Genomic DNA, 23,984 nt, shown 5'->3' on the forward strand with positions numbered 1-23,984 from the left:
AATTATCATAATTTTAATATAAATTATGAAAAAATTATGTATATTACGAAACCCTTTTTAGTTAAAATTATACGCCTCAATATTTTACACGATAGTATGCTATGCATAATATTTATTTTACATTAACAAAAAGTTAAACATACGTTTAACTTAATTTCATATTGAACTTCGAAAAACTGGAACTTTCACCATAATAACTCCACAAAGAGCGGTATTCAAGAGATAATCCTTATCTTTGTAGTCAAAACTTTACTATAAATGTCAAACAGAAAGATGATTACGGCAGCTTTGCCTTATGCAAACGGTCCGGTTCATATAGGACATTTGGCAGGTGTTTATATTCCTGCGGATGTTTACGCAAGATTTCAAAGAAGATTAGGAAAAGATGTAGCGTTTATCTGTGGTTCGGATGAACACGGTATTCCTATTACCATAAGAGCTAAAAAAGAGGGAGTTACTCCACAGGATATTGTTGACAAATATCACGGGATTATTAAAAAATCTTTTGCTGATCTGGGAATTTCTTTTGATGAATATTCAAGAACAACTTCTCCAAAGCATTATGAAACCAGCCAGGATTTCTTCAAAGTTCTTTATGAAAAAGGAAAATTCACTGAAGAGGTTTCTGAACAATATTTTGATGAACAAGCAGGAGAATTCCTTGCAGATCGTTATATTGTAGGAACCTGCCCGAATTGTGGTAATGAAAACGCTTACGGTGATCAGTGTGAGAAATGTGGTTCTACCCTTTCTCCTTCTGAATTGATCAACCCGAAGTCAATGCTTAGCGGAAATGTTCCTATTCTTAAAGATACAAAAAACTGGTATCTGCCTCTTAACGAATATGAAGACTTCTTAAACGAATGGATTATCGAAGGTCATAAAGATGACTGGAAACCTAACGTATACGGCCAGGTTAAATCATGGTTAAACGATGGGTTAAAGCCACGTGCCATGACCAGAGATCTGAACTGGGGAGTTCCCGTTCCGCTTCCGAATGCAGAAGGAAAAGTTCTTTACGTTTGGTTTGATGCTCCAATCGGGTATATTTCATTTACTAAAGAATGGGCGGAGAAAAACGGAAAAGACTGGAAAGATTACTGGCAAAGTGAAAACAGTGACTTGGTACACTTTATCGGAAAGGATAATATCGTATTCCACTGTATTATCTTCCCAGCGATGATGAAAGCTCACGGAGACTATATCATGCCTAAAAATGTACCTGCTTTTGAATTCCTGAACCTAGAGAATGATAAAATCTCAACATCAAGAAACTGGGCAGTTTGGGCACATGAATATGTAGAAGACTTCCCTGGACAACAGGATGTTTTAAGATATGCTCTTCTTTCTTCAGCTCCTGAGACTAAGGACAATAACTTTACATGGAAAGACTTTCAGACGAAGAACAATTCTGAATTGGTTAACAAATTTGGAAACTTCATTAATCGTGTTATTTCTTTTACCAATAAAAACTTTGAAGGAAAAGTACCGAGTGGTGTTTTAGATAATACAAGTAAAGCTGCAATAATGACAGCAATTGAAGAAGTTGATAATTACTTAGAAAAATACGAATTCAGAAATGCACTCAACGCATTCATGGCCTTAGTAGATTATGGTAATTTATATCTTCAAAATGCAGAACCTTGGAAGACAATTAAGAATGATCCAAATGAAGCAGGACAAGCAATGTTCGTTGGAGCACAAATTGCGGCAGTTGTTGCTCAATTATGTGAACCATTTATGCCATTTTCAGCTGAAAAGTTATTTGGATACTTCAATATCGAAAAGAAGAACTGGAATGATTTAAAAAATACTGAAATACATATTGAAGTTGGTCACAAGATTGAAGAAGCTCCTTTACTATTCAACAAAATTGAAGACAGTGTAATTGAAGCTCAGATTCAAAAGCTGGAAGACACGAAACAAAATAATAAGAAAACAAACCCTAACGCTAACCCAATGAAAGAAGAAATCACTTTTGATGATTTTACTAAAATAGATCTTAGAACAGCAACTATTGTAGAAGCTGAAAAGGTAGAAAAAGCAGATAAATTACTAAAACTTACTGTAGATACAGGAGTAGATGTAAGAACTGTAGTTTCAGGAATTGCAGAAAGCTTTACCCCGGAAGAGGTAATTGGTAAGCAGGTCATGATCCTATTAAACCTTGCTCCAAGAAAGATCAGAGGTATTGAATCTCAGGGAATGTTATTATTAACGACTAAACCGGATGGTAAATTATCTTTCGTAACACCGGATGACAGCAATGTTGAAAACGGTATTGAGATTGGATAATTACTCCTTACTATAAAGATTAAGGCTGTTTCTATAGGAAGCAGCCTTTCTTTTTGATGATAAACAATAGGTTCTCGCAGATTCTGCAGATCATCCCGAAAATATTTTTAGAAAACATTTGGTATTTTTTTATATTTGCTGCCATCATTATGGTTAATAAAAGCGTTTTAAGGAAACTCCCCGACTCAGAATTAGAAAAATATTTAAAGGAAGGCAATCGTTTTGTGCCGGAAGCGGTACAAATGGCTTATGAAATCCTTAAAGAAAGAGGGCAAATTTTTACTGGGCAAGAAGAAACTGCCGTTCAGCAACTCATTCAAAGAAAAAAAGAAGCAGAGGAAGCAAAATCTTTAGAAGAGAAAGAACTCTGGAGAGATCATATAACAGAGGATCCTAATGCCATAAAGCTTTTCCCCAGAGAAATGATATTCGTTATCAGCCTCATTTTAGGAACCGTTCCAGGAGCTATTTTATTGGGAATGAATTTTATTAAACTTAAAAAATATTTCCCTGCTGTTATCACCATTATTTTCGGATTTATATTTGTTCCCATTCAGAGTTTTCTTGTCCCTATGATACATAGTCTTAGTTCTAAAGACTTTTTTACTATTAAAAGAAGTCCTGAGTTTATGGTTGCAGGATTAGGAGCATTTATTTTATTTATATTTTGGGTAATCTTTACACCAAAAAAGCTGCCCTACCGAGCAGCTTCCTATATTTTACCCCTTATTATCTGTGCAACAATGGCTGTTTTAATCACCATCAATTATCAGGGGCTATTTTCAAGTTATATCTTGGTCAGCTTCGCCAAATAAGAGTCTTCATCCTTCAATACCTTCTCCATTTTAAACCCATTATGCTCAGCAGCATTTTTCAACGTATTGAAATCAAGGTAAAGCCATGTAATCGGCTTTTCAGATTCACCTTTATAATGAACAATATATTCAAGCTCTCCGTAATATCCTCCGGCAGGAATGTATACTCCACCATCTTCATCACGATCAAACATATAGAGAATATCAGTACTGTCAATCAGAATCTGCCCTCCTTCATTCAACAAGCTTCCTAATTTCTGAAGATAAGTATCAATTTTAGATAATCCTTCAAAAATTCCGGTTCCGTTCATCAATAGTAAAACAGTATCGAATGTTTCTCCTGAAAAATCAAGGATATTTGCACAAACAGCCTTGTTGATTCCTCTTAATTGACAAACCTCAATAGATTTCGGAGAAATATCCAAAGCGATAACATCAAGGTCAGCATCATTCTGAAGATACAAAGCATGTGAACCGGCACCGGCACCAATATCCAGAACTTTTCCTCTGGATAACTGCAAAGCTTTTTGCTCAATTTCATTCATATCTTCAAAATCCCTGAATAAATAATCTACAGGAAGTTCATCCAATTCAGAAATTGATGTTTCTGTCTGCAGGTCTTCAGGATTTGCATCATGGTAATAATCCCAGATGGCTTGGCCCATTAAATCTTTCATAATGGCAAAGATACGGCTTCACAGCGTAAAATTCAAAGTTCAAGGTTAAAGCTTAAGGTTCCTGTTACCCCATCTACATTCTTTCAGCCTCTTAATCTAGAGTTTACTATGCTATCGATTCTTTTTCTTCATGTCTGTCTGCTTGTGACTCGTTTTCGGCTTTTCCTGATTTCCAGTAAGAAAATGCGTAAAGTTCTTTTGAAGTCCAGTTTTTTTCTTTTCGGAGATACGTTCTTACTTCTTTAACGCTAGAGAATTCACAAGCTACATATCCGAATTTTGAAGTTTCAGGAATATCAATACTTTTTACGGCATCAGCAATCTCACTACTGAACTGAGGCTGGGCATTATGAAGCCATTTAAATTCAATATCTGCTTTGGTGTTCAATATCTGTTCATCTTCTTTTCCATGAACTTCGATAATACAAACTCCTTTTGCGGTTTCAGGAAGGGTTTCTAAAATAGCACTCAAAACAGGAATTGCCGTAGCATCACCTGCCAATAAATACCATTCTGCTTCAGGATACAGCTCTTTTCCATCCAGGCGCATCATTACCCCAAGTTTCCCCCCTGCTTCTGCTTCTCTTGCCCATTTTGAAGCTGGTCCTCCGTCTCCATGATCTGCAAAATCAATGAAAATTTCATTTTTTTCCAAATCAATTCCTCTGTGGGTATAGGTTCTGATGGCCGGCGCCACTTCTTTTGGCGGATACACCCATTCATCATTTTCTATAGTCGGAAAATGCACTTCATTTAATCCAACCGGAGGAATGGCAATTTTATTATTGTCTCCTATCGTGGTATTTTTGAACAAATGAACTTCAGGAGAATACAGATACACTCTGATGAAATGATCCGTGATGTATTCTTTTCTGGTGACTTCGGCAATGAACTGCCCTGTTGAAATTTGAGCCATAACTGAAATGTTTTTTTAATTAAAATCCGGCTTCCGATCAATATCAGAAACCGGATTTGTAGAAAGTATTTAATTCAGATTAAAGCAGTAGTACCTTAATCTTATTTTTTAAAATTCAAAAGTGTAAGACAGGTTAAATGTTCTGCCTCTTCCTTTATAATTAAACAGGTCCGGAATTCCATAGCTTGAATATAAAACCTGGGAACGTTTGCTCCAGATGGTTTGATAATCTGTATTGAAAAGATTCTGAATTCCAAGGTTGAACTTCCCAAACTGGAATCGGTACCCTATCATTAGATCTGAGGTATTGTATCCTTCAATTACGTTCTTAAGTTCATCCTTCTGCTTGAAATTCTGTAAAGACTGGAATCTAAATGACCAGTTTTTCACATTATACCCAATGTATGTAACCAACTTGGATGGCGAAGCATTATAAATTTCCTGTTTCTGCCATTCTCCTTTATTGTCTACTTCAGATTTGATTAATAATCCGCTTGCTCCGAAATAAACTCCATTGTTCATGGAATAAGAAATCTCTGCTTCGATTCCCATATTTCTTAATTTCAGATCGTTAACAAGAATCTGGAATGTATTTTTATCTACAGCTACAGTTTTGTCAGAATTACTTAAAAATCCGGCAACCTGTGCTCTCAGCCCACCTTTATTAATACGGTATCCTACTTCAAACTGATTGGTTTTGATGGCCTGTAAAGGTTGCTCTTTGACATTGATACTGGAAACTACATCCCAATGGGTTCCGTTCAGTTTATAGGTTCCTATTCCATAATATTTAGCAGGATCTGCTAAGCTTGCACCTTGGGAAAATGTTCCCCATACCTGGTGCTGCTCGCTGATTTTATACAGTAATCCTGCATTGGCTAATGTGACATTATACGAGCTTTCTCCTCCCGGAATGGCTGAAGCAGAGGCTCCATATCCCATAGCAATCTGTGTCTGTTGTACAGAGCCTACAAAATCATCCATTTTTACGTTGATGTGCTGGTAACGTACTCCTGCATTAAGCTGTAACTTAGGAATAATATTATATTTTGCCTGAACGTATCCTGCATAACTTTGGGAATGGTTAGTAGGATATCTTCCCAACCTGTATTGAGTCTGGTTAATTAATCCGCCGCTGGACATTGTTTTAGTAATATCATATACAGATTGTGTCCCTTCAAATTTTTCAAAATCTATATCAGCTCCATAAGTTACATTCAATCCTTTCCATGATTTTGACAATAACGCTTTTATTCCCGAATAATAGGTATCCTGCTGAGATGAAGACATATAAGCTGCGCTTTTTTTATCTGCTAAAGCTACATTGCCAGGAAAAGGATAAAACCCTAGCTTCTCTCCTCTCGTCGCAAGCTGAATATACAGATCCTGACCTCCTAAAATATTATTCCCGTTATAGGCAACGGTTGCCATGTAACGTTCTGTTCCTATATTTTTATCAGAGGAAAAACCATCTCTCATTTCCAGCAAACTTCCGTCTTTCTTGGTAAAAGCACTTAAGTTTTGGCCTAAATACAAACTTCTGTCTCCATTGAATTTTGAGTTATAATATTGAACAGAAGCTGTTATTTTATGTTTATTGTTAAACTGATACCCTCCAGTCGCAAGAACGTCAATAGATTGATTGTACTGAAGATCGGTTTGGGTAATATCTGTAAAAAGCTGTTTTTGATCTGCGCCGTATACTCCACCATTTTGCTGGTAAGCAACTCCAAGTCTCCCGAAGAACTTCTCTCCTTTCCCTGAAATAGCTTGAGCCGCACGGAAATCATGATCATCTTTTCCCATAAAACCTGTACGAACTCCCAATTCAGTTTCCCCGCTGATTCCTTTTTTAGAAGGTACTTTCGTAATAATATTAATAATACCACCGGTTGCATTTCCACCATAGATAGAACTGGCTCCGGAAAGTACCTCAATTCTTTCAATATTAAATGGATCAATAGCATCCAGCTGACGACTGATGGCACGGATACTATTCAGAGAAACCCCATCAATCATTACCAATGCAGAACGTCCTCTCATATTCTGTCCGTAATTGGTTCTTCCCTGTGGACCAATATCCATACTTGGAATTAAAATGGATAACATTTCCTTAATCGGAACTCCACTTTTGGCCTGTTCCTGAATTTTTTCTTTCTGTACAACCCAAACGGTACCGGGAATTTCAGAAATTTTAGTAGGTTTTCTTGATGCTACGATAACCACATCTTCTATACCTTTAGAGGCTACAGAATCTTTAACAGTTTGGGAAAACATTAATCCCGATGCTAATAGACCTATGAATGCATAATGCTTTTTCATTCCTTCAAATCAAAGTTTTATAATCCTGCAAATATAATTCTTATTTAGAACTAATAAAAACAATGAAGACTGAAATTTTTCACTTTTTGAATTAAAAGGCTGGAAGAAGTAACCAAGGTTGGAAGCTTCATTTGTCTTATAATTAATTGATGGAACAATAGGCTTTAATCTTCTTTCATTATTTCCAGCTTCCCTCCTAAAATAGTAAAATCCCAGCCCAACAAAGGACCAGGATTTTACAGTGAAAAACAAGGTATCTTTATATCGCAGGCCCGGCTGCGTCTTTTATTTCTTCTAATAATTTTTTTCGTTCACGAAGTCTCCTTCTTGCAATAACAGATTTACCACTAAGTACTCTGATAAATCTGAAATATTGGAATCGTTTGGCTCCGAAATGGTGGGTTATTACATACAATAAGACCCCAAAGCCAATCAGAACAATAAATCCGAAGATCTTTTTAGTTGCTATTAAAATAGCATTAAGTTGGATGGTTTTCATATTACCCATCACATGTTGTGGAGTTACCGTCATTCCATCCATATAAACAGCAAGATCTCCTACTGCTGTAATCTGAAAACGGTATTGTAACCATGAGTATAAAGTTGAAAAAATACCTACGGCTAAAAAGGTTCTCCAAACCAATACCAATCCTATGGCTGCAAGCATTTCATCCATTTCAAGCTTATCTAAAGTATAAAACCATACGGAGATAAACAACGAACACATTCCATAGCCCTTTAAAAACATGGGTAAATACCAGTTATCATAGTTGAATTCCAGTACCATAGAAAAATACATAATGATGGCATAGCCTACCATTCCTGCAAACCCTGAAAAAATATACATTTTCAATGGTTTTTCATTCTTAAACCAAAATATAGCAATCACTCCAGCCAAAATGATTCCCGGTATCATCAGCATGTTCAGCCTGGCATTAGTCAATTGATCATATCCTAAAACTCCTACGGCAAAAGTAGTCTGGATAGAAGCTGTTCCGAGGAACATTCCCAACCAAAACAACATAAATAAGCCATTTTGTACGTTACTTTTTGTAAAAATTTTAAATGAAAGATAAGGTCTTTTTAATGTTAACTGACGAATGGAAAGTAATGCAAAGCTCACAAATGCAGCAATACTTGCATTAATGATATTCTTCGAGTTCCACCAATCCTGCTGTCTTCCAAAAGCATATACATAGGCCGAAAACATAAAGGTGGACACAAAAAGTAAGATACTCAGCCAATCAATATAATGCAATGGAACTTTCAGGGCAAAATATTTATCATGCATAAAAATCCAGTGGATTAATGCTAAAACAAAGCATAGAACCGCAGCAAAAATGTAAAACTGCTGCCAGTTGTAAAGGAGTGCAAATTCTGCTGAATAATAAGCTGCTACCTGATTCATCACCAGAACAAATGTATAAAACACGCCATAAAACATTCCTCGGTTTCCAATCATTACCATCAATGGCAGGAAAAGTTCAATGGTTACCATCATCTTCATAAATCCGATCAGTAAGGCAGAAAACACGAAGATCATTGGCTGTAAAGTGGTCGCGTTGATATAACTCAGTAGTCCTAAAAGCACTAAAAGCAATACCATTTTATCTCTTACTTTGAATCTCATTTTAATTCTGAGGACAACAGGCATGCAGGCTCCCATTCCAATAGTGGTTGCATAATTCGCCCACATAAAATATTCTGTCATAGCCCCGGTACCACTCACCAAATAGCTGATATTCCCAGTATACACTCCACCAATCGGCATTACTACGGCGAGCAGCAATACAATCAGCAGAAGCTGTACCGGTTTAGGTACCCAGTCGCTATATAATCCTTTGTTGTACATATTTTTTTAGATAATAGATTTCAGATATCAGATAATAGACTTTTGCTTTTCAACCTTCCCTTTTCATCCGGCATACAGTCTGGAACCTGATATCTTCCATCTTTTAGTGTTTATTAATGTTCACATTCATATTCATTCCTGCCCCCAGCTTATCCAGGTCTTCTTTTGTATTGGAAGTAGTGAATTCAATTCTTACAGGGATTCTTTGCTGTACTTTAATAAAGTTTCCGGTAGAGTTATCGGTTGGTACACTTGAATATCTTGATCCGGTAGCTGCAGAAACAGCAGTTACTACTCCTTCAAATGTCTTTCCTCCTAAAGCATCTGCCGTCATGGTCATCTTCTCTCCTACTTTAATATTAGGCATCTGGCTTTCAAGGAAGTTGGCTGTTACCCATTTCTGACCGTTCAATACGATAGTTGCCACTTGTTGGCCGGGTTGAATCAATTGTCCTTCAGAAATCGTTCTTCTTCCCATCACCCCATCATAAGGTGCTGTGATTACAATATAAGAAAGGTTAATTCTCGCCATATCCAGTGCAGATTTTGTTCTTTTGATCTCAGCATCATTGATTCCCAATCTGCTTTTCACTTCTGTAGTAGAAAGGTTTGCGGATTGTTTTTGATTTACTAATGTCTCATAAGCCGCCTTTTGAGCATCGTACTCTGTTTTTACCTGATCATATTGTTGTCTTGTAACTGCTTCAGCAGATAAAAGATTTTTGTATCTGTTCAGGTTCTGTTCAGCATTCCAAAGTCTTGCTTTTGCTCCGGCAATATTAGATTGCATTACATTTACATTGTTGGAAACAGTATTGATAGAAGAACTGGTTGCTGTTTTTTGAGCCATAGCATTTTGATAAGCTGCCTCAGCCTGTCCCAATTGTGTCAGGATTTCTCGTTCGTCCAAAACCACCAGCGTATCTCCTTTTTTTACTCTTTGGTGTTCAATAAATTTAATTTCTTTGATGTAAGCAGAAACCCTTGTATTGATAGGGTTGATGAATTCTTCTACTTGAGCAGCTTCCGTATAGGTTTTGTTTCCGATATGGAAATATTCACGGATGAGCCAGAATAACCCAAATCCAATCACCAGAAAAACGATGATATTGGAAATGATGGCTCTGATTTTATTTTTTTTGTTTTGCTTTTTTTTGTTTTCTCCACTTGGTGTTGCCGGAGTGGATGTGGTATTTTGAGTGGTTTGTTCCTTGTTTTCCATTGTGTTGATTTTCAGTTTTAAAAAATTAAAGTGTCCCGGTAGATTTCAAAAGGTTATAATATTGATACAAAACGTTGATCTCTGCATTGGCAAAATCCAGCTCCGATTGCAGTTTCTGGTTCTGTGCATCAATCATTTCCGCCTGCACAGCCAATTGGTTCAGATATTTGGCTTCAGTAATTTTGTAATTTTCTTCTGCCAGCCTTTTGGAATCATTAAGAATGTCTGCCTGTTGAATCGCTTCCTGATATTTGGTATACGCTGCATTCACTCCCATATCTACATTCTGCTGTACCAAAGTCATAGCATCATTAGCCTGGTTCTTCTGCAATTCACCTAATTTTACTCTTTCTTTAGTTTTATACAGGGTATCAATATTGTAACTAAGAGAAACACCTGTCTGCCAACCTCCTGAATACATATCCAAGACAGGATTTCTCGTAGTAATGGGTCTCTGTAAGGTATATCCACCGAATCCTGCCACAGTAGGTGAATTATCAGTTTTAATAATTTCAATATTCTTATCAGCTACCGCAATATTTTTCTGTGCAGACTTTAACACTGGATTGCTGTCATGAGCAAGACTCATATAATAATCCATTCCGATTCCTGATTCTTTGTTCGTCAAATTTTCAGTGGGAACAATTTCAGTATCAGAAGATAGCCCTAATGCAATATTCAGATTATAATTAAGAATTTTTCTATTGTTGGAAAGGGTAAGAATTCCCTGATCCAGATTTTTAAGGGCAAGTTCTCCACGAATTACTTCATTTCTGGTTACCATTCCCTGTTGATAGAATTTCTGAATATTCTTAAGACGTTCCTGAGCTAACTTCTTATTATTCTGAAACACTTCTTCCTGATTGATAATCTTGTAGACATCCAGATAGTTTGAAATCACTAAAAATTTTACATCCTGTTTATTTTTCTCCAAATCCAGTTCAGAAAGCTGTTTACGAAGCCCTGCCATTTCAATGGATTTATTTACCAATCCTCCTTTGAAGATCAGCTGTGTTGCCTGAACAGCGTAAGAACTTCCGTAGTGAGGCATCGGAACTTTTGTAGAATTAGAAAAGTCTTTATCGATAGCTACAGCATCTCCCAAATAGAATTGGCTTGTAGAAGCGGTGATGGTTGGAAGTTTCTGAAGCTTTACAACGTTGATATTCTGTTTTGCAATATCAATATTCTGAGCTGAAACCTTCAACTGCTGATGATTCTGGACTGCCAGTTCGGCAATCTCACCTGCGGTCATCTGTTTTACCTGTTGTGAAAAAAACAGCGCAGGAAAAGCTGCTATCAGAACTGATAGTGCTGTTTTTATATTCTTTGTCATTTTACCTTGTTTTACAGATGCAAAGTTAGAACAACAACAAATTCAATCAAATGTTTGATTTTTGGAAAAAGATGTTCAAATGTAAGATTTTAACTTTCGAACTGATATCTGTATTGTCTTGGGCTTACCTCCAGATGTTTTTTAAAAAAGTGAGAAAATGCATACTGATCGCTAAAGCCGAGGATCGAAGAAATCTCAGAAACAGGTTTACTAGAAGAGTTTAAAAGCACTTTCGCTTCATTGATAACGATTAAAGCTATGATGTGACTTGCGGTCTTTCCGGTAACGTCTTTCACCACCGATGATAGATGTCTGGTTGTAATGGATTGTCGTTCGGCATAGAACTCAACGGTTCTTTCTGTAAGGTGATATTCAGAAAGGTCTGTAAGAAAAACAAAGACAATTTCTTCCTGTCTGGACATCTGGTTCATGGAATTATTATCTTCTTTGGAAATAATTCCCGCCATCTGATAGCAGAATACAGAAAAAAGATGTTCCACCATTTCTTTTTTGTACAGCATCTCTGTTTCAGAATCAAGGATGTATTTCAGGAAGTTGACGCTTTTCCACACAACCTCCATTTCATCTTCCGGAAAAGGAACTCCTTTATTCATCTGCTGCCTGAAGTATCGATATGTAATCAATCTATTGAATTTCAAAGATAAAGCAGAAATAAAATCCCTTTTATAAGAAACCATTCTCGACTGAAAGTCATCGCTTACTGCGACTACTTCATAAATAGTCTGCGGATCGGTTACCATAAACATATTGGCAGAAACCTCCAGATCGCTAAAGTGCTGACGAAGTTTTATGGTTCCTGATTTAATAAAAATAAATGCCGGATTTTCGGGCCGGAATGGTTTATCAACGGCAATTCTCTCAAAAATATTACGTTCCGTAGAGATTTCAACTCCGAACTTTTCTAAGGCAGACATAACACAAATGTAAGCAATCTTATCACCGATTACAAAATTTTATTATTTTAGCATTAATCCAATTCCTGTCAGTATGAGAAAGGTTGATTTATTATTTGCAGAATATAGCAAGAGCCATAGAAATGCGACTAACAAGTTCATTCACTGGTTTTGCGTACCCCTAATTTTTTGTTCTATCCTCGGATTTATTTCGTTGATTCCTTCCCCCCATTTCTGTATTTCTTATTTTGGATGCATTAGTATCATCAGTTTAATTGCCATTGTCATCATCAGTTTGTATTATATCAGACTATCCCTGCTCATTGGTTTCATAATGATCTTTACAATGTTGTTGGCAGAACACTTTATTTATCGTACCAATATCAGTTTGGGTAAACAGTCCTGGATCATATATCTGAGTGTCTTTTTAATTACCTGGATTCTTCAGTTTATCGGACATAAAATTGAAGGTAAAAAGCCTTCTTTTCTTAAAGATATTCAGTTTTTACTGATCGGGCCGATATGGCTTTTAAGTTTTATTCTTAAAAAGACAGGAATAAGATATTAATTTATTGGGCTTATTCTTTTAAACAATTTCGTAGACCCTTATTTTTTCTAAGCATGGTTTTTGATAGTATTCATGAAAAATTAACTATTCATGAGAACAATACTGTTACCTTTACTTTTCATTGCCTTTATCAATTGCAGTAAATCTAATGCTGATAAGCATTCCGTGAATGCTGCTCTTACAGAAATAATAATGGAAGATGAAGCTCCACGTCCGCCCTCTTCCCTTTCTGAAAAACTTCTTCCTGATAATAAATCGTCCACTTCTGCTGAAATTAAAACAGATACGATATCCCGTAAAATCATCAAAAACGGAAATATGAGAATTCAGGTTGGTGAGATAAAAAAAGCGCAAACCCTCGTCAATGACATTCTGAAAAAGAACAATGCTTATATCCAGAAAGAAGAATTTCAGAATACCGATATGAATGAAACCATGAATCTAACCATCCGGGTTCCTCACAAGAATTTTGATGCACTTATCAACTCATTTTCTGATGGTGTAGGTTCTGTGTTATCTAAAAATATTTCATCAGATGATGTGACAGAGGAATATACTGATGTATCCATAAAACTGGCCAACAAAAAAATCTATCTTGAAAAGTATAGAGATATGCTTAAAAGTGCGAAAACCACTAAAGATATGCTGGAAATTCAGGAAAAGATCCGTATACTGGAAGATGAAATTGATGTGGCTGAAGGCAGACTCCGCTTTATAGACGACAGGGTGAATTACAGCACTTTAAATTTAAGTTTATATAAAGAAAAAGTAAGAAGCTCTGCAACGTCTAAAATTGGATTCGGAAGCCGGTTTGTAGATTCTCTGACAGAAGGATGGAACAGTTTTGTAGCCTTTTTATTAGGGATTATTTCCTTTTGGCCATTCTTTTTGCTAATTCCCCTGGTGATTTTCCTATGGAAAAAATGGAAAAAGAGAAAACCGTAATTTTTTCAATATAAACATACATAAGAAAGCCGAATCACTATTGAGATTCGGCTTTTATTTTATTGGGCATATTTTGTTGGAAGATCCGGATAATCATCTTTTAATGGGATCGTTTTTCCTCCTTTAGAGATTTCAGCTTTAGGATGCTCGTTTTTAAACAGTTTAAAAGTAATAAAAACAGGTTCACTACTCTTCATCATGTTCAACTCTTTAAAAGCGTCCAAAATTTCCTGGCTGTCAAAGGAATAACTACTTCCGTATTTCTGTGTATTTCCCCAATCTATTAAAATCCTATTTGGAATATTTCTGCGTTTTGCATCCTCAAAGGTTTCATTGTCTGTTCTCATTGATTTACCATCAAAAGCATAGGCAGAAATTTCTGAAATTTCCTCAGCATCTTCAGTTTCAATTTTCACTCCCCACAAATACTTTTGGATTAAAATATCTGAATAATCTGATACTTCTTTCAGGGAAGGAAATTCATTATACTCGTTACCGGCATACTTTCTGTACACCAACATTTTCAAGATTCCCGGTATTTCTTTTGCCTGAAAATTTTCAACTAATTTTGATCCAAAACTCTTATTCTTCGACTGCTCAACCATCATCAAAACCTTCCCTTCCGGTTGAATTTCTACCTTCAAATCTGCTCCCAAGCTTTTATTTTCTAATAAAGTCTTCATTTTATCCAAAGGAAGCCTTACATTCAGCTGATAGAACTTTTTCTCTTCAACAGAATAGTATTTAACGGATAAAGAATCGGGCAGCAAATCATCCTGAGTCCAAAAATAAGCGGAATCAGATCCTTTTTTTGAAACAATTAATTTAGGAGAATCGAACTCTAATCTATTTTCAGATTGATTAAAAGTATTGATAAAAACAGCATCAAGAATCTTCAACATTCCTGATTTCTCATCTGATGAATTCGGTTCTAGGCTTATGATCTTTGCTGACCAGCTTAATTTATCAAATTCCTTTTTTTTCACCAACGTAATTCCATACAGAATAACCAGCAATATAAAAATGCCTGCCAAACAAAAATTCAAGTAATCGATGACCGTTTTCTTCATGTTTTTAGTGGTTAAAGGATCTTCCTAAAGCTGCTAAAAAACTCAATGCTATAAAACCTAAAATTGAAATAATTACTATAAAAATAGTAAAATATTTAAATGATTTTTTATATCTGGATTCTCCAATAAACATAGTAAGAAAAATAGAAACTACCGGTATTAAAAAACAAACAAAAGCAAAACTTAAACCTTCCCCTATCTTAACCTCAATATCTACATAATCCAAGTATTTAATAAGTAATACCTGAATACAAAACAATAGAAAAACGGTAAGAAATGGGTTATTTTTCATCATTATTTTTTTATTTTCCTAATACGAATACAGCAGGAACTTTATGAAGCTCAGGCTTTTGTTTCTGCCAGTCTTTTATTGTTTTCGTCTTGATAAATTCATGCTCAGGATCATTGATATTAGCAGCGATGCAAAGTTTTGTATTGGGGGACAAAAACTTCGTCAGGTCTTCAATAAGCTGATTGTTTCTGTAAGGAGTTTCCATAAAAATTTGTGAATATCCTGTTTTCTGAACTACACTTTCCAGCTGTTGAATCTGCTTCTTTTTTTCACTTTTATCAATCGGAAGATATCCATTAAATGTAAATTCCTGCCCGTTGAATCCACTGGATATTAACGCCAGAATAATAGATGATGGTCCTGAAATAGGAATGACCCTGATATTTTTTTCATGGCACCATTTTACCATCAGGTTTCCCGGATCTGCAATACAAGGCAATCCTGCCTCTGAAAGCAGCCCGAAGTCCTGCCCTTTCAACATCAGATGTTGCGCTTCTTTGATGTCAGCATTTTCTGTATACTTATCCAATAAAAACAGTTTCAGATCAGCCTGTTTCTTTTCAGGAGCAAAGAATTTAACCACCTTTCTGGCGGTTTTCTCATTTTCCACAAAGAAGTAATCCGTTTGCATGATATATTCCTTAATAACCGGCGCAAAATGAGTGATAGAAGTATTTTCTGATAAGTAAGCAGGGAGTAAAAAAAGCATTGTTTTATTTTTTAGTTCTTTCGTTTAATGATGGTTGTGGGAAGTATTTTGCAAGGTCCATGGAGAAGGTTACAGAAGTTATTTTCCAGATTCCGTTAATCTTCATCAGCATCCAGATCTCTTTTCCCCAGTTTTCCATTTTTCCGTCATACCAAAAACTGTAATCGAAATTGGCAGAAGCTACTGCTCCATCTTCAACGATTTTAATATTGTCAAATTTTTCTTCAGACTTGTCGTCTTTAAAGCCTTTGATGAAAGCTTTATAATCATCAGCAAAATAATATTCTGCTTTAGGATTTTTCTCCAGACGTTTCGCCTGTGTCCTATCTTTATAGATTCCAGTCCAAAGTACAGGTTCCTGAAATAACGACAGGTATTGAGCTTCATTTCTTGTTTTAATACTTTCCATAAAGTCATTCATTACTTTAAGTATTTCTTTTTCATCTTTGGTTTGAGCGAAAGAGAAATTAAAGCCAAGTACAAGTAATAATAATAGTTTTTTCATGATTATGTTATTAGGATTTGCTTTCTGATGATATCACATCCCTTCTCCAAAAGTTGGAAAACATCTTCAAAATCTTTCATATCTCCCCAATACGGATCCGGAACTTCAGCATTTTCGCGATCTCCCAACACCTCCAGAAACAATGATATTTTCTGGCGTTCTTCTTCATTTTTAGCTTTGGAAACAACATCTTCAAACACGTCTATATCCATACAGTAGATCTTATCAAAAGTTTCATAATCTGCCCTTGTGATAGGCCTGGATCTTTGTCTGGAAATATCAACACTATGATTAGCTGCTGTTTTAATGGCTCTTTTATCCGGATGTTCTCCTTCATGCATGGAAATGGTTCCGGCAGAATCTACCATAAAGCTTTCGGGTACTTTTGTTTTCATAATTCCTTCTGCCAAAGGGCTTCTGCATATATTTCCGAGACAAACCATCAGGATTTTCATAGTCTGATATTTAATAAATTAAACTGCAATCAACATGTATTGTTTCAACAAATCTAAATAAAAAATGAAGAATATAACTATTCTTCATTCTTTAATATTTTAGCTTAAGATCATCTTACTGCTTAATTCTTTCGGTAAGATCCTTAACGTATTTCTTGATTTCTTTATCAATTTTCGATACATCTTTGATGGTATCACAAGCATACATTACTGTAGAGTGGTCCTTCCCTCCCATTTCTTCACCAATTTTAGTGAATGTGGAATTGGTAAATTCTTTTGAGAAATACATAGCCAACTGTCTTGGTAATGCAATCTCTCTCTTTCTTGTTTTAGAAAGAAGCTGCTCTTTTTTGATTCCAAAATAGTCGCACACTACTTCCTGAATATAAGGAATATTGATGACCTTCTTTTGGTTGGCAGCAATTCTGTTGATGGTTTCCTTTAATAATTCAAGACTTAAGTCTCTCTTATATACTGTAGAATATGCAATTACCGAGTTGATAACCCCGATTAATTCTCTAACATTTGTTTTAGTTTCAACAGCAAGGAAATCAAGCATATCACCAGGAAGTACAATTCCGTCTCTGCTTAGTTTGTCTTCAATGATCTGTCTTCTTGTAGATAAATCCGGAGATTTGATTTCTGCAGAAAGTCCCCATTTGAAACGGGAAACAATCCTGTCCTGGATATCCATGATGTCTGCAGGTGCTTTATCAGAAGTCAGGATAATCTGCTTTCCATTTTGGTGCAAGTGATCAAAAATATGGAAGAAACTGTCCTGCGTTGCCGATTTTCCTGATAAGAACTGAATATCATCAATAATCAGGACATCTACCATTTGATAGAAATTAGCAAATTCTGTTTGCTTATGTGCTTTTGCAGCTGAAATAAACTGCTGAATGAATTTCTCTGAAGACAAATAAAGAACTACTTTGTCTGGAAACTGATTCTTAACTTCAAGACCAACAGCCTGTCCTAAGTGTGTTTTTCCTACTCCATATCCTCCATATAAGAATAATGGGTTGAATGCTGTAGCTCCCGGTCTTTTTGCAATAGATCTTGCTACGGTAGCTGCAAATTTATTACTCTCTCCTTCTACATAACTATCAAAAGAATAGTCTGGTTTCAAGTTAGAATCAATATTTACTTTTCTAATTCCAGGGACCACAAAAGGGTTTACAATATTAGCAGAGAATCCTTGTGGCATTGTTTCCTGTGTTTTTGGAGTAGGAACGCTTTGTCCCTTCATATTCATGGTAACCGGCTTTTCCTCACCTTTTGGTCTGTTTTCCATTACAGAATACCATAATTTCACTCCTTTTCCAACATTTTTCTTCAGGGCAGCAGAAAGTAAGGACAAGTAATTATCCTCGATATATTCCTTGTAAAAATCGCTCGGTACGATAAGCGTAAGGTTATTAGACACTAATGAAAGTGGCTGCACCTTATCGAATAACATATCGAAAGATTTTTCAAGTTTTTTCAGGTCAGAATTATCTTCAGCTGCGTTCAAGTTATCGCGCATAAACTGAAGGCACTTCTGCCATATCATCATTAAATTGTCATCCATTTTTATGCCCTGATTATTCTTTTGTTTGTACTGTTTTTAGAAGGGAGACAAAGGTCCAATATTTTCTTTTTAAAAAAAAATATTGCAGGTATTGATTATTTAAAAATATATTTGTATGTATAATTTAAGACCTAAAATGATACATACAACACACTCAATAAGAGTACGTTACGCAGAAACAGACCCTATGAAATATGTATACTATGGCAACTACGCCGAGTACTTTGAAGTAGGCCGGGTTGAACTCTTCAGAAGTATAGGAATTTCATACGATGAAATTGAAAACCAAGGAATTTGGCTGCCTGTTTCAGACTACAAAATTAAGTATATTCGCCCAGCTTTATATGACCAAAAATTAGAAATTCACACGTATGTAAAAAAAATTCCAGGGGTAAGAATTGAATTTGAGTATGAAATTTACAATGAAGAGCATATTAAAATTACCGAAGCATCTACTACTCTTTTCTTTTTAGATGCTAAAACAAATAAAGTCATTAAATGCCCGGATTTCCTGATGGAGATGATTGAAGCAAATTGGGAGAAGCCAGGAGAAGATGAATTATAAGAGTTCGTGATAAAAAATATGAGACAATAACTCTATCGCCAACGACTTTAAACCTTATTCCATCCTTTAACTTTCGAGTATAATTTGCACCTTTGCATTTTTATTAACCTAAACCTTATATCAATATTATGAAGATTGCATTTTTGGGGCCTCATGCCAGCTTTACCCAGCTTGCCGCTGCACAGCTCTTTCCTGATGATGAGCTTTTACCACAGGCGAGCATTCTGGACTGTTTTGGAGCGGTAGAGAACGGGGATACACTCAAAGCTGTTGTTCCTTTGGAAAACTCTATAGAAGGCACTGTATCCATGACGCTGGATTATTTATATAAGACACCGTCTATTAAAATTGAAGCAGAAGCAGTAATGCCCATTGCCCACCACTTAATGATTCATCCTGAAAATTCTGTTGAGGAAATAGAAAGGATTTATTCACATCCACAGGCACTGGCTCAGAGCTTTCATTTTTTAGATACTCATTATAAAGAAATTCCCAAACAGGATTTTTCTTCTACAGCCGCTGCCGCTAAGTTCGTTTCAGAGAATAAGGACACTAAAATTGCTGCAGTAGCCAATCAGTTTGCTGCTAACTTATATGGTTTGAAAATTATCAATCGTAATATTCAGGATTTTGAACAGAATCATACCCGGTTTATCATCATTTCCAAACAGCAAAACAAATACGACAATAGCCAGCTGGAAACATTAGGAGAGAAATCAGGAATGCTCGTTACCCTTCCTGAAGATCATCCAGGAGGGTTACATCAAGTGCTGTCAGTTTTCGCATGGAGGAAAATGAACCTCAGCAAAATTGAATCCAGAACATTAAAAACCGGATTAGGTAATTATTTCTTTTTTATCAATGTGGAAGGCCCATGGAAGGATATCCTTCACGGGAATGCCCTGAAGGAGCTTGAATCTATTAACGCAGAAGTAGATTTCCTTGGAAATTATAAAGAATTTCTTTTAGAAAGCTAAAAATAGTTACACATATCAACCCAAAACCAGCACTATTATCAAAATAATAGTGCTTTTTTATTGAATTTTTTCAGTAAAAAATATTTTTTTTCATCATAAAGATCCTGAGAGCAATAGCTTATAACTCAAAAAAAATAACCCACACAATAGGGATATTTATTTTTTCCAACCCTCTCAAATACACTAGTTTAGAAAAATAAAATAAAAATAACTCGTAATTAAAATATGTAATAATATATTCCAAAATATAAACATACGTTTAAAAATATTACATCATATTAATGTTAATTGTGAAAATTTCACAATTTAGAGTATAATTTTATTGTATATTTGTTAGCAACTAAATAAAAATCTTGATCATGAAAACTAAACTTTACAGCCTAATGTTGGCATGTGCAGCATTGCCATTATTTTCACAAGTAGGAATTAATACTAATGCCCCAACAGCAACACTGGATGTCAATGGGACAATGAGAGTTCGAGTTACCCCTCCTGCAGCTACAGTGACCGGATATCAGATTTTAGCCCAGGACGCCGCCACTACTGAGGTATTTGCAATGGACCCACAGCTTTTAATAGGCGCCTCTAATACAAACACCTCTGTTTATGCTGCCAAAAAAACCGCTGGTATCAGTCTTTTAAGCCTTGGACTCTTTCCTTCCGGTTTTAGAGCAGTTAATTTCCTTGCAGCAGAAAGAACTCTTGGATCAGCAGCATTGTTCAATGATACCGATAATACTTATACAATTCCTTCTACAGGTGTTTATGCAATAGGATTCAGTTTCCGTTATGGAACAGGGCTACAAGCTTCTATCTTAGCAAATAGCCCGGGAATTGGTATCGTAAGAACCAGAGCCGGAGTTGCTGCAACGATTGATAGCCGTGCTTTTAGTGGAGCCAACCTGGTATTGTTAAGTTTAACAATTTCTGAAAGTTCACTTAATTCAGCATATTCATTCCAGGCAGGTGACAAAGTTTCATTCGGACTTGTAGGATCTACCGCTCTTGACGTAGGATTACTAGGTTCCAGTATCGCTTCATTCTACATTTATAAAATATCCAATTAACAGAGACATATTGTTAGTTATCTATATCGTTAGCCCATCGCAATATAAGCGATGGGTTAATTTTTAATACCATTTAAATTTCTTTATATTTGATAAAAACTAAATAATGAATGAATATCTTGCGGTGATCCTGATTGTAGTTATTGCCATTATTTTCAACAACCTGAATACCAAAATCAGGAAACTTGAAAAAGAGGTATCAGATCTTAATTCCAAAATCAATAAAAAAGCACTACAACCTGAAGCACCTCAGGAAACAACTCATGCTGAAGAAATCTTTACTCCAGCACAAACCCAAGTTCACGAACCTCCAAGGGAAGTTATCACTCCTGGTGAAAACGCGCAGCCCTCTACAACCATTCAAAAAGACTGGATCAGTCCTGTTTTTGATTTTTTAAAACAAAATATTCTTACCGTAATTGGTATTTTCACTTTAGTTCTGGGAATAGGCTACTTTGTAAAATATGCCATTGATAAAAACTGGATCGGAGAAACCGCAAGATCAGGAATTGGGCTTTGTACCGGAGCTGCCATTATACTTACAGGGCATTTTCTCAGAAAAAATTACAAAATATTTGCCTCCATCATTACCGGAGGCGGAATTGCCGTTTTATATTTCACAACCACCATTGCTTTCAGAGAATATCATCTTTTCACCCAGAATACAGCCTTTGTGATTACTTCAATCATTACCGCAGTTTCTATTGCTCTATCTTACTATTACAAAAGTGAAGTTTTAATTATCTTTTCATTAATAGGTGGATTTACAGCACCTCTGATGATTAGCACAAGAGAAAGCAATTATTTATTCCTTTTTACTTATCTGACTTTATTAAATATAGGTATGTTGGTTGCGGCCTTCCTACAACACTGGAAAAGCGTTGGATGGACCGCCTATATTTTCACCAGTATTTATCTTTTGTACTGGACTATAGATCTGCCTGAACTTTTGAGCATTGCTTTTTATATTATCAATTATATTATTTTTTACATTTTTGCCCTTCAGGATTACTTCAGGAAAAACGAACTTTCGGTACCCGATATTTTAATGCTTGCCTTTATTAACTGCTCAAGTATTATAGGACTGACTTATATCTTCAATGAATTACAGTATGAACCTGTCATTATTTTCCCTCTTATTTTTGCCTTGGTAAATGCTATCCTTCTTTTCAGAGAATATGGAAAAAGAAATTTTAAAACTCCTTTTTCTGTTTTTGCCGGAATAACAGTCAGCCTGATTACAATAGCTGTTGCTTTACAGTTTAAAGCTCATCTTATAACCAGTGTTTGGGCTATAGAAGCTACCCTGCTTCTTTTTATATGGAAAAAAACAGGGTATAAAATTTTCAAAACCTGTTTTCATATTCTTTTTCCATTGGTCATTTTCGCACAGCTTATTACCTGGTGTGAGTATTATAATACCAAAAACCTCAGCATCATATTCAATCCTGTATTTTTAACCAGCCTGGTAACCATTCTTTCCATCGGGATCAACTTATATTTATTAAAAGATACCCGTGAAAAAGCAGAATCAGAAACCAAAACTTTTTTTGAAGATCTAACTACAGCAGCAAGCTATGGAGTTATTTATACAGCCCTTCTTCTTGAAATCATTTATCATATTAATACCATGCCCTGGGCTGCAATTACCAGTGTAGGATTATTATACAGCATCTGTTATATTTTTATATTGTTGCTTTTCAGAAAAAAACTAAGCCTTGCTCATGATCTACAAACAGGGCTGATCTATCTGTTTCTTTTCCTTATTATGATTAATATTTCTGTTTCCACCTCATCAGTAGTTACAGATATTTTATCGAAACAGCTTCCAAACAGTTTTTATCTCTTACATTTACTTCAATGGATCCCTTTTATATATGTATGTATAAAAATCATTCCTGATACAAAATTCCATCAGTCTAAAATATCATATTGGATCATTTCTCTGGCGTTCGTTGTCTCAATCAGCTGTGAGCTACATCATTTATACGTATTAGCCAATTCTCACCATGTGACAGACTCCTATCCTGTGAAAAATCATTTCAATATCCTTTACCTTCCTATCATCTGGGCCCTCCTAGCCAGTATATTTATTTATATAGGATTAAGAAAAAACATTCAGGAATACAACAAGATTGGGTTTACTCTGATTGGTTTAATGGTGTTAAAACTTTATGGTTACGATGTATGGCAAATGGATAACATTTCAAGAATCAGTGCGTTTATTGCCCTTGGAATTATTTTGCTGTTAAGTTCATTCACTTTCCAGCGCGTTAAGAATATTATCAAAAATATGGTTGACACAAAAGAAAAAAGCGAAGAGAATAAGGATTTATAATGAGACTAAAAGTTTTTATCTCTAAATAAAATTTAAAACATTTCAATATTTAATTCACATTTTATAAAAAATAACTATATTTATCACGTTTTTAACAGTTACATATTCTGATTATGAAAAAATTACTCTATTCTTTTTTAATACTTTCATCTGCAACTTTATTTGCACAAAAAAAGCTTGCAGTTGCTGATAATATCATTGGAACTGAAGACCTGTTCAAATCGAATGCCGCTCAGATGCAGGTCCTGAAAGTTTATAACAATGCAGCAAGCCTTCCTGCCAATTTAAAAAAATACAGTTCTGTTTTTACAAACGGAGTTACTGTATATAAATTCAAGAGCAGTAATGGACTTGATAGAATGACATTAGCCCAGCTGAATAAGCAAAATGACATCCCTGCCAACAATTCTGTTTTCATTGACGACCAAGAATTTACAGATTCATCTACTAAAATATTCACGTCAATTATGGAAAAGACAGAAAAAAAGGATTACAACGGAAAGCCAACTTATTTTATCTATACAACGAAGTAATTTTAAACAATATAAAAAAAGGATAGCGTTTTTCATGCTAT

Annotated in this window: 22 protein-coding genes; 9 read left to right on the forward strand and 13 right to left on the reverse strand. The window is 35.4% G+C overall.

What is annotated here, in order from left to right; translation table 11 throughout:
• Positions 1–258 precede the first annotated feature (258 nt).
• Positions 259–2,295, forward strand: coding sequence for a methionine--tRNA ligase (gene metG, locus EG344_RS03125; RefSeq protein WP_123908242.1), 2,037 nt, complete (start codon positions 259–261; stop codon positions 2,293–2,295).
• A 149-nt stretch (positions 2,296–2,444) separates the two neighbouring features.
• On the forward strand, positions 2,445–3,110 hold the full coding sequence (locus EG344_RS03130) for a hypothetical protein (protein ID WP_123908243.1): 666 nt from the start codon (positions 2,445–2,447) through the stop codon (positions 3,108–3,110).
• On the opposite strand, the gene EG344_RS03135 is transcribed toward EG344_RS03130, so the two are convergent.
• From EG344_RS03135 to EG344_RS03165, 7 genes are all read right to left on the reverse strand, one after another.
• On the reverse strand, positions 3,083–3,787 hold the full coding sequence (locus EG344_RS03135) for a class I SAM-dependent methyltransferase (RefSeq protein ID WP_123908244.1): 705 nt from the start codon (positions 3,785–3,787) through the stop codon (positions 3,083–3,085). The two genes, EG344_RS03130 and EG344_RS03135, sit on opposite strands and share 28 nt — an antisense overlap.
• A 106-nt stretch (positions 3,788–3,893) precedes the next feature.
• Positions 3,894–4,703 carry a siderophore-interacting protein gene (locus tag EG344_RS03140; protein ID WP_123908245.1) on the reverse strand — a complete coding sequence of 270 codons (810 nt, stop codon included), beginning with the start codon at positions 4,701–4,703 and terminating at the stop codon, positions 3,894–3,896.
• A gap of 108 nt (positions 4,704–4,811) precedes the next feature.
• Entirely contained in the window at positions 4,812–7,025 is a 2,214-nt protein-coding gene (locus EG344_RS03145; protein ID WP_123908246.1) for a TonB-dependent receptor, read from the reverse strand.
• 259 nt (positions 7,026–7,284) lie between these two features.
• Positions 7,285–8,877 (reverse strand): MFS transporter, encoded by a 1,593-nt coding sequence (locus tag EG344_RS03150; protein ID WP_123908247.1) that lies wholly within the window; start codon positions 8,875–8,877, stop codon positions 7,285–7,287.
• Between the two features lie 103 nt (positions 8,878–8,980).
• Complete coding sequence (locus EG344_RS03155; protein WP_123908248.1) at positions 8,981–10,099, reverse strand: HlyD family secretion protein; 1,119 nt, start codon at positions 10,097–10,099, stop codon at positions 8,981–8,983.
• 25 nt (positions 10,100–10,124) lie between these two features.
• Entirely contained in the window at positions 10,125–11,435 is a 1,311-nt protein-coding gene (locus EG344_RS03160; protein WP_123908249.1) for a TolC family protein, read from the reverse strand.
• Positions 11,436–11,524: 89 nt separating this feature from the next.
• Positions 11,525–12,370 (reverse strand): helix-turn-helix domain-containing protein, encoded by an 846-nt coding sequence (locus tag EG344_RS03165; protein ID WP_123908250.1) that lies wholly within the window; start codon positions 12,368–12,370, stop codon positions 11,525–11,527.
• A gap of 73 nt (positions 12,371–12,443) precedes the next feature.
• On the opposite strand from EG344_RS03165, the gene EG344_RS03170 reads away from it, so the two are divergent.
• Positions 12,444–12,917, forward strand: coding sequence for a DUF962 domain-containing protein (locus EG344_RS03170; RefSeq protein ID WP_123908251.1), 474 nt, complete (start codon positions 12,444–12,446; stop codon positions 12,915–12,917).
• Between the two features lie 90 nt (positions 12,918–13,007).
• Complete coding sequence (locus EG344_RS03175) at positions 13,008–13,862, forward strand: DUF4349 domain-containing protein (RefSeq protein WP_123908252.1); 855 nt, start codon at positions 13,008–13,010, stop codon at positions 13,860–13,862.
• Between the two features lie 59 nt (positions 13,863–13,921).
• Here EG344_RS03175 and EG344_RS03180 read toward each other — a convergent pair whose 3' ends face one another.
• The 6 genes from EG344_RS03180 to dnaA form a co-directional block, all read right to left on the reverse strand.
• A complete protein-coding gene (locus EG344_RS03180; protein WP_123908253.1) occupies positions 13,922–14,932 on the reverse strand; it encodes a DUF2931 family protein in 1,011 nt (336 codons plus the stop codon).
• 4 nt (positions 14,933–14,936) lie between these two features.
• The gene (locus tag EG344_RS03185; protein ID WP_123908254.1) at positions 14,937–15,227 is read right to left on the reverse strand and encodes a hypothetical protein; all 291 of its coding nucleotides are present in this window, start codon (positions 15,225–15,227) and stop codon (positions 14,937–14,939) included.
• A gap of 7 nt (positions 15,228–15,234) precedes the next feature.
• Positions 15,235–15,933 carry an SAM-dependent methyltransferase gene (locus tag EG344_RS03190; RefSeq protein ID WP_123908255.1) on the reverse strand — a complete coding sequence of 233 codons (699 nt, stop codon included), beginning with the start codon at positions 15,931–15,933 and terminating at the stop codon, positions 15,235–15,237.
• A gap of 4 nt (positions 15,934–15,937) precedes the next feature.
• Entirely contained in the window at positions 15,938–16,438 is a 501-nt protein-coding gene (locus EG344_RS03195) for a nuclear transport factor 2 family protein (RefSeq protein ID WP_123860134.1), read from the reverse strand.
• Positions 16,439–16,440: 2 nt separating this feature from the next.
• Complete coding sequence (locus tag EG344_RS03200) at positions 16,441–16,893, reverse strand: low molecular weight protein-tyrosine-phosphatase (RefSeq protein ID WP_123908256.1); 453 nt, start codon at positions 16,891–16,893, stop codon at positions 16,441–16,443.
• A gap of 115 nt (positions 16,894–17,008) precedes the next feature.
• Positions 17,009–18,463 (reverse strand): chromosomal replication initiator protein DnaA, encoded by a 1,455-nt coding sequence (gene dnaA / locus EG344_RS03205; RefSeq protein ID WP_045495212.1) that lies wholly within the window; start codon positions 18,461–18,463, stop codon positions 17,009–17,011.
• Positions 18,464–18,599: 136 nt separating this feature from the next.
• Here dnaA and EG344_RS03210 point away from each other — a divergent pair, with 136 nt between their 5' ends.
• The 5 genes from EG344_RS03210 (at position 18,600) to EG344_RS03230 (ending at position 23,943) form a co-directional block, all read left to right on the forward strand.
• On the forward strand, positions 18,600–19,028 hold the full coding sequence (locus EG344_RS03210; RefSeq protein WP_123911744.1) for an acyl-CoA thioesterase: 429 nt from the start codon (positions 18,600–18,602) through the stop codon (positions 19,026–19,028).
• A 128-nt stretch (positions 19,029–19,156) separates the two neighbouring features.
• On the forward strand, positions 19,157–20,005 hold the full coding sequence (gene pheA, locus EG344_RS03215; RefSeq protein ID WP_123860132.1) for a prephenate dehydratase: 849 nt from the start codon (positions 19,157–19,159) through the stop codon (positions 20,003–20,005).
• Between the two features lie 359 nt (positions 20,006–20,364).
• A complete protein-coding gene (locus EG344_RS03220; RefSeq protein WP_123908257.1) occupies positions 20,365–21,072 on the forward strand; it encodes a hypothetical protein in 708 nt (235 codons plus the stop codon).
• Between the two features lie 106 nt (positions 21,073–21,178).
• Entirely contained in the window at positions 21,179–23,410 is a 2,232-nt protein-coding gene (locus EG344_RS03225) for a DUF2339 domain-containing protein (RefSeq protein WP_123908258.1), read from the forward strand.
• Between the two features lie 113 nt (positions 23,411–23,523).
• On the forward strand, positions 23,524–23,943 hold the full coding sequence (locus EG344_RS03230; RefSeq protein ID WP_123908259.1) for a hypothetical protein: 420 nt from the start codon (positions 23,524–23,526) through the stop codon (positions 23,941–23,943).
• Positions 23,944–23,984 lie beyond the last annotated feature (41 nt).

Origin of the sequence: Chryseobacterium sp. G0162, assembly GCF_003815715.1 — a bacterium.
Lineage (GTDB): Bacteria > Bacteroidota > Bacteroidia > Flavobacteriales > Weeksellaceae > Chryseobacterium.

Excerpts from the sequence above, each read along its gene's own strand:
- metG (WP_123908242.1), top strand. The coding sequence starts at position 259 with ATGTCAAACAGAAAGATGATTACGGCAGCTTTGCCTTATGCAAACGGT.
- EG344_RS03130 (WP_123908243.1), top strand. The coding sequence starts at position 2,445 with ATGGTTAATAAAAGCGTTTTAAGGAAACTCCCCGACTCAGAATTAGAA.
- EG344_RS03135 (WP_123908244.1), bottom strand. The coding sequence starts at position 3,787 with ATGAAAGATTTAATGGGCCAAGCCATCTGGGATTATTACCATGATGCA.
- EG344_RS03140 (WP_123908245.1), bottom strand. The coding sequence starts at position 4,703 with ATGGCTCAAATTTCAACAGGGCAGTTCATTGCCGAAGTCACCAGAAAA.
- EG344_RS03145 (WP_123908246.1), bottom strand. The coding sequence starts at position 7,025 with ATGAAAAAGCATTATGCATTCATAGGTCTATTAGCATCGGGATTAATG.
- EG344_RS03150 (WP_123908247.1), bottom strand. The coding sequence starts at position 8,877 with ATGTACAACAAAGGATTATATAGCGACTGGGTACCTAAACCGGTACAG.
- EG344_RS03155 (WP_123908248.1), bottom strand. The coding sequence starts at position 10,099 with ATGGAAAACAAGGAACAAACCACTCAAAATACCACATCCACTCCGGCA.
- EG344_RS03160 (WP_123908249.1), bottom strand. The coding sequence starts at position 11,435 with ATGACAAAGAATATAAAAACAGCACTATCAGTTCTGATAGCAGCTTTT.
- EG344_RS03165 (WP_123908250.1), bottom strand. The coding sequence starts at position 12,370 with ATGTCTGCCTTAGAAAAGTTCGGAGTTGAAATCTCTACGGAACGTAAT.
- EG344_RS03170 (WP_123908251.1), top strand. The coding sequence starts at position 12,444 with ATGAGAAAGGTTGATTTATTATTTGCAGAATATAGCAAGAGCCATAGA.
- EG344_RS03175 (WP_123908252.1), top strand. The coding sequence starts at position 13,008 with ATGAGAACAATACTGTTACCTTTACTTTTCATTGCCTTTATCAATTGC.
- EG344_RS03180 (WP_123908253.1), bottom strand. The coding sequence starts at position 14,932 with ATGAAGAAAACGGTCATCGATTACTTGAATTTTTGTTTGGCAGGCATT.
- EG344_RS03185 (WP_123908254.1), bottom strand. The coding sequence starts at position 15,227 with ATGATGAAAAATAACCCATTTCTTACCGTTTTTCTATTGTTTTGTATT.
- EG344_RS03190 (WP_123908255.1), bottom strand. The coding sequence starts at position 15,933 with ATGCTTTTTTTACTCCCTGCTTACTTATCAGAAAATACTTCTATCACT.
- EG344_RS03195 (WP_123860134.1), bottom strand. The coding sequence starts at position 16,438 with ATGAAAAAACTATTATTATTACTTGTACTTGGCTTTAATTTCTCTTTC.
- EG344_RS03200 (WP_123908256.1), bottom strand. The coding sequence starts at position 16,893 with ATGAAAATCCTGATGGTTTGTCTCGGAAATATATGCAGAAGCCCTTTG.
- dnaA (WP_045495212.1), bottom strand. The coding sequence starts at position 18,463 with ATGGATGACAATTTAATGATGATATGGCAGAAGTGCCTTCAGTTTATG.
- EG344_RS03210 (WP_123911744.1), top strand. The coding sequence starts at position 18,600 with ATGATACATACAACACACTCAATAAGAGTACGTTACGCAGAAACAGAC.
- pheA (WP_123860132.1), top strand. The coding sequence starts at position 19,157 with ATGAAGATTGCATTTTTGGGGCCTCATGCCAGCTTTACCCAGCTTGCC.
- EG344_RS03220 (WP_123908257.1), top strand. The coding sequence starts at position 20,365 with ATGAAAACTAAACTTTACAGCCTAATGTTGGCATGTGCAGCATTGCCA.
- EG344_RS03225 (WP_123908258.1), top strand. The coding sequence starts at position 21,179 with ATGAATGAATATCTTGCGGTGATCCTGATTGTAGTTATTGCCATTATT.
- EG344_RS03230 (WP_123908259.1), top strand. The coding sequence starts at position 23,524 with ATGAAAAAATTACTCTATTCTTTTTTAATACTTTCATCTGCAACTTTA.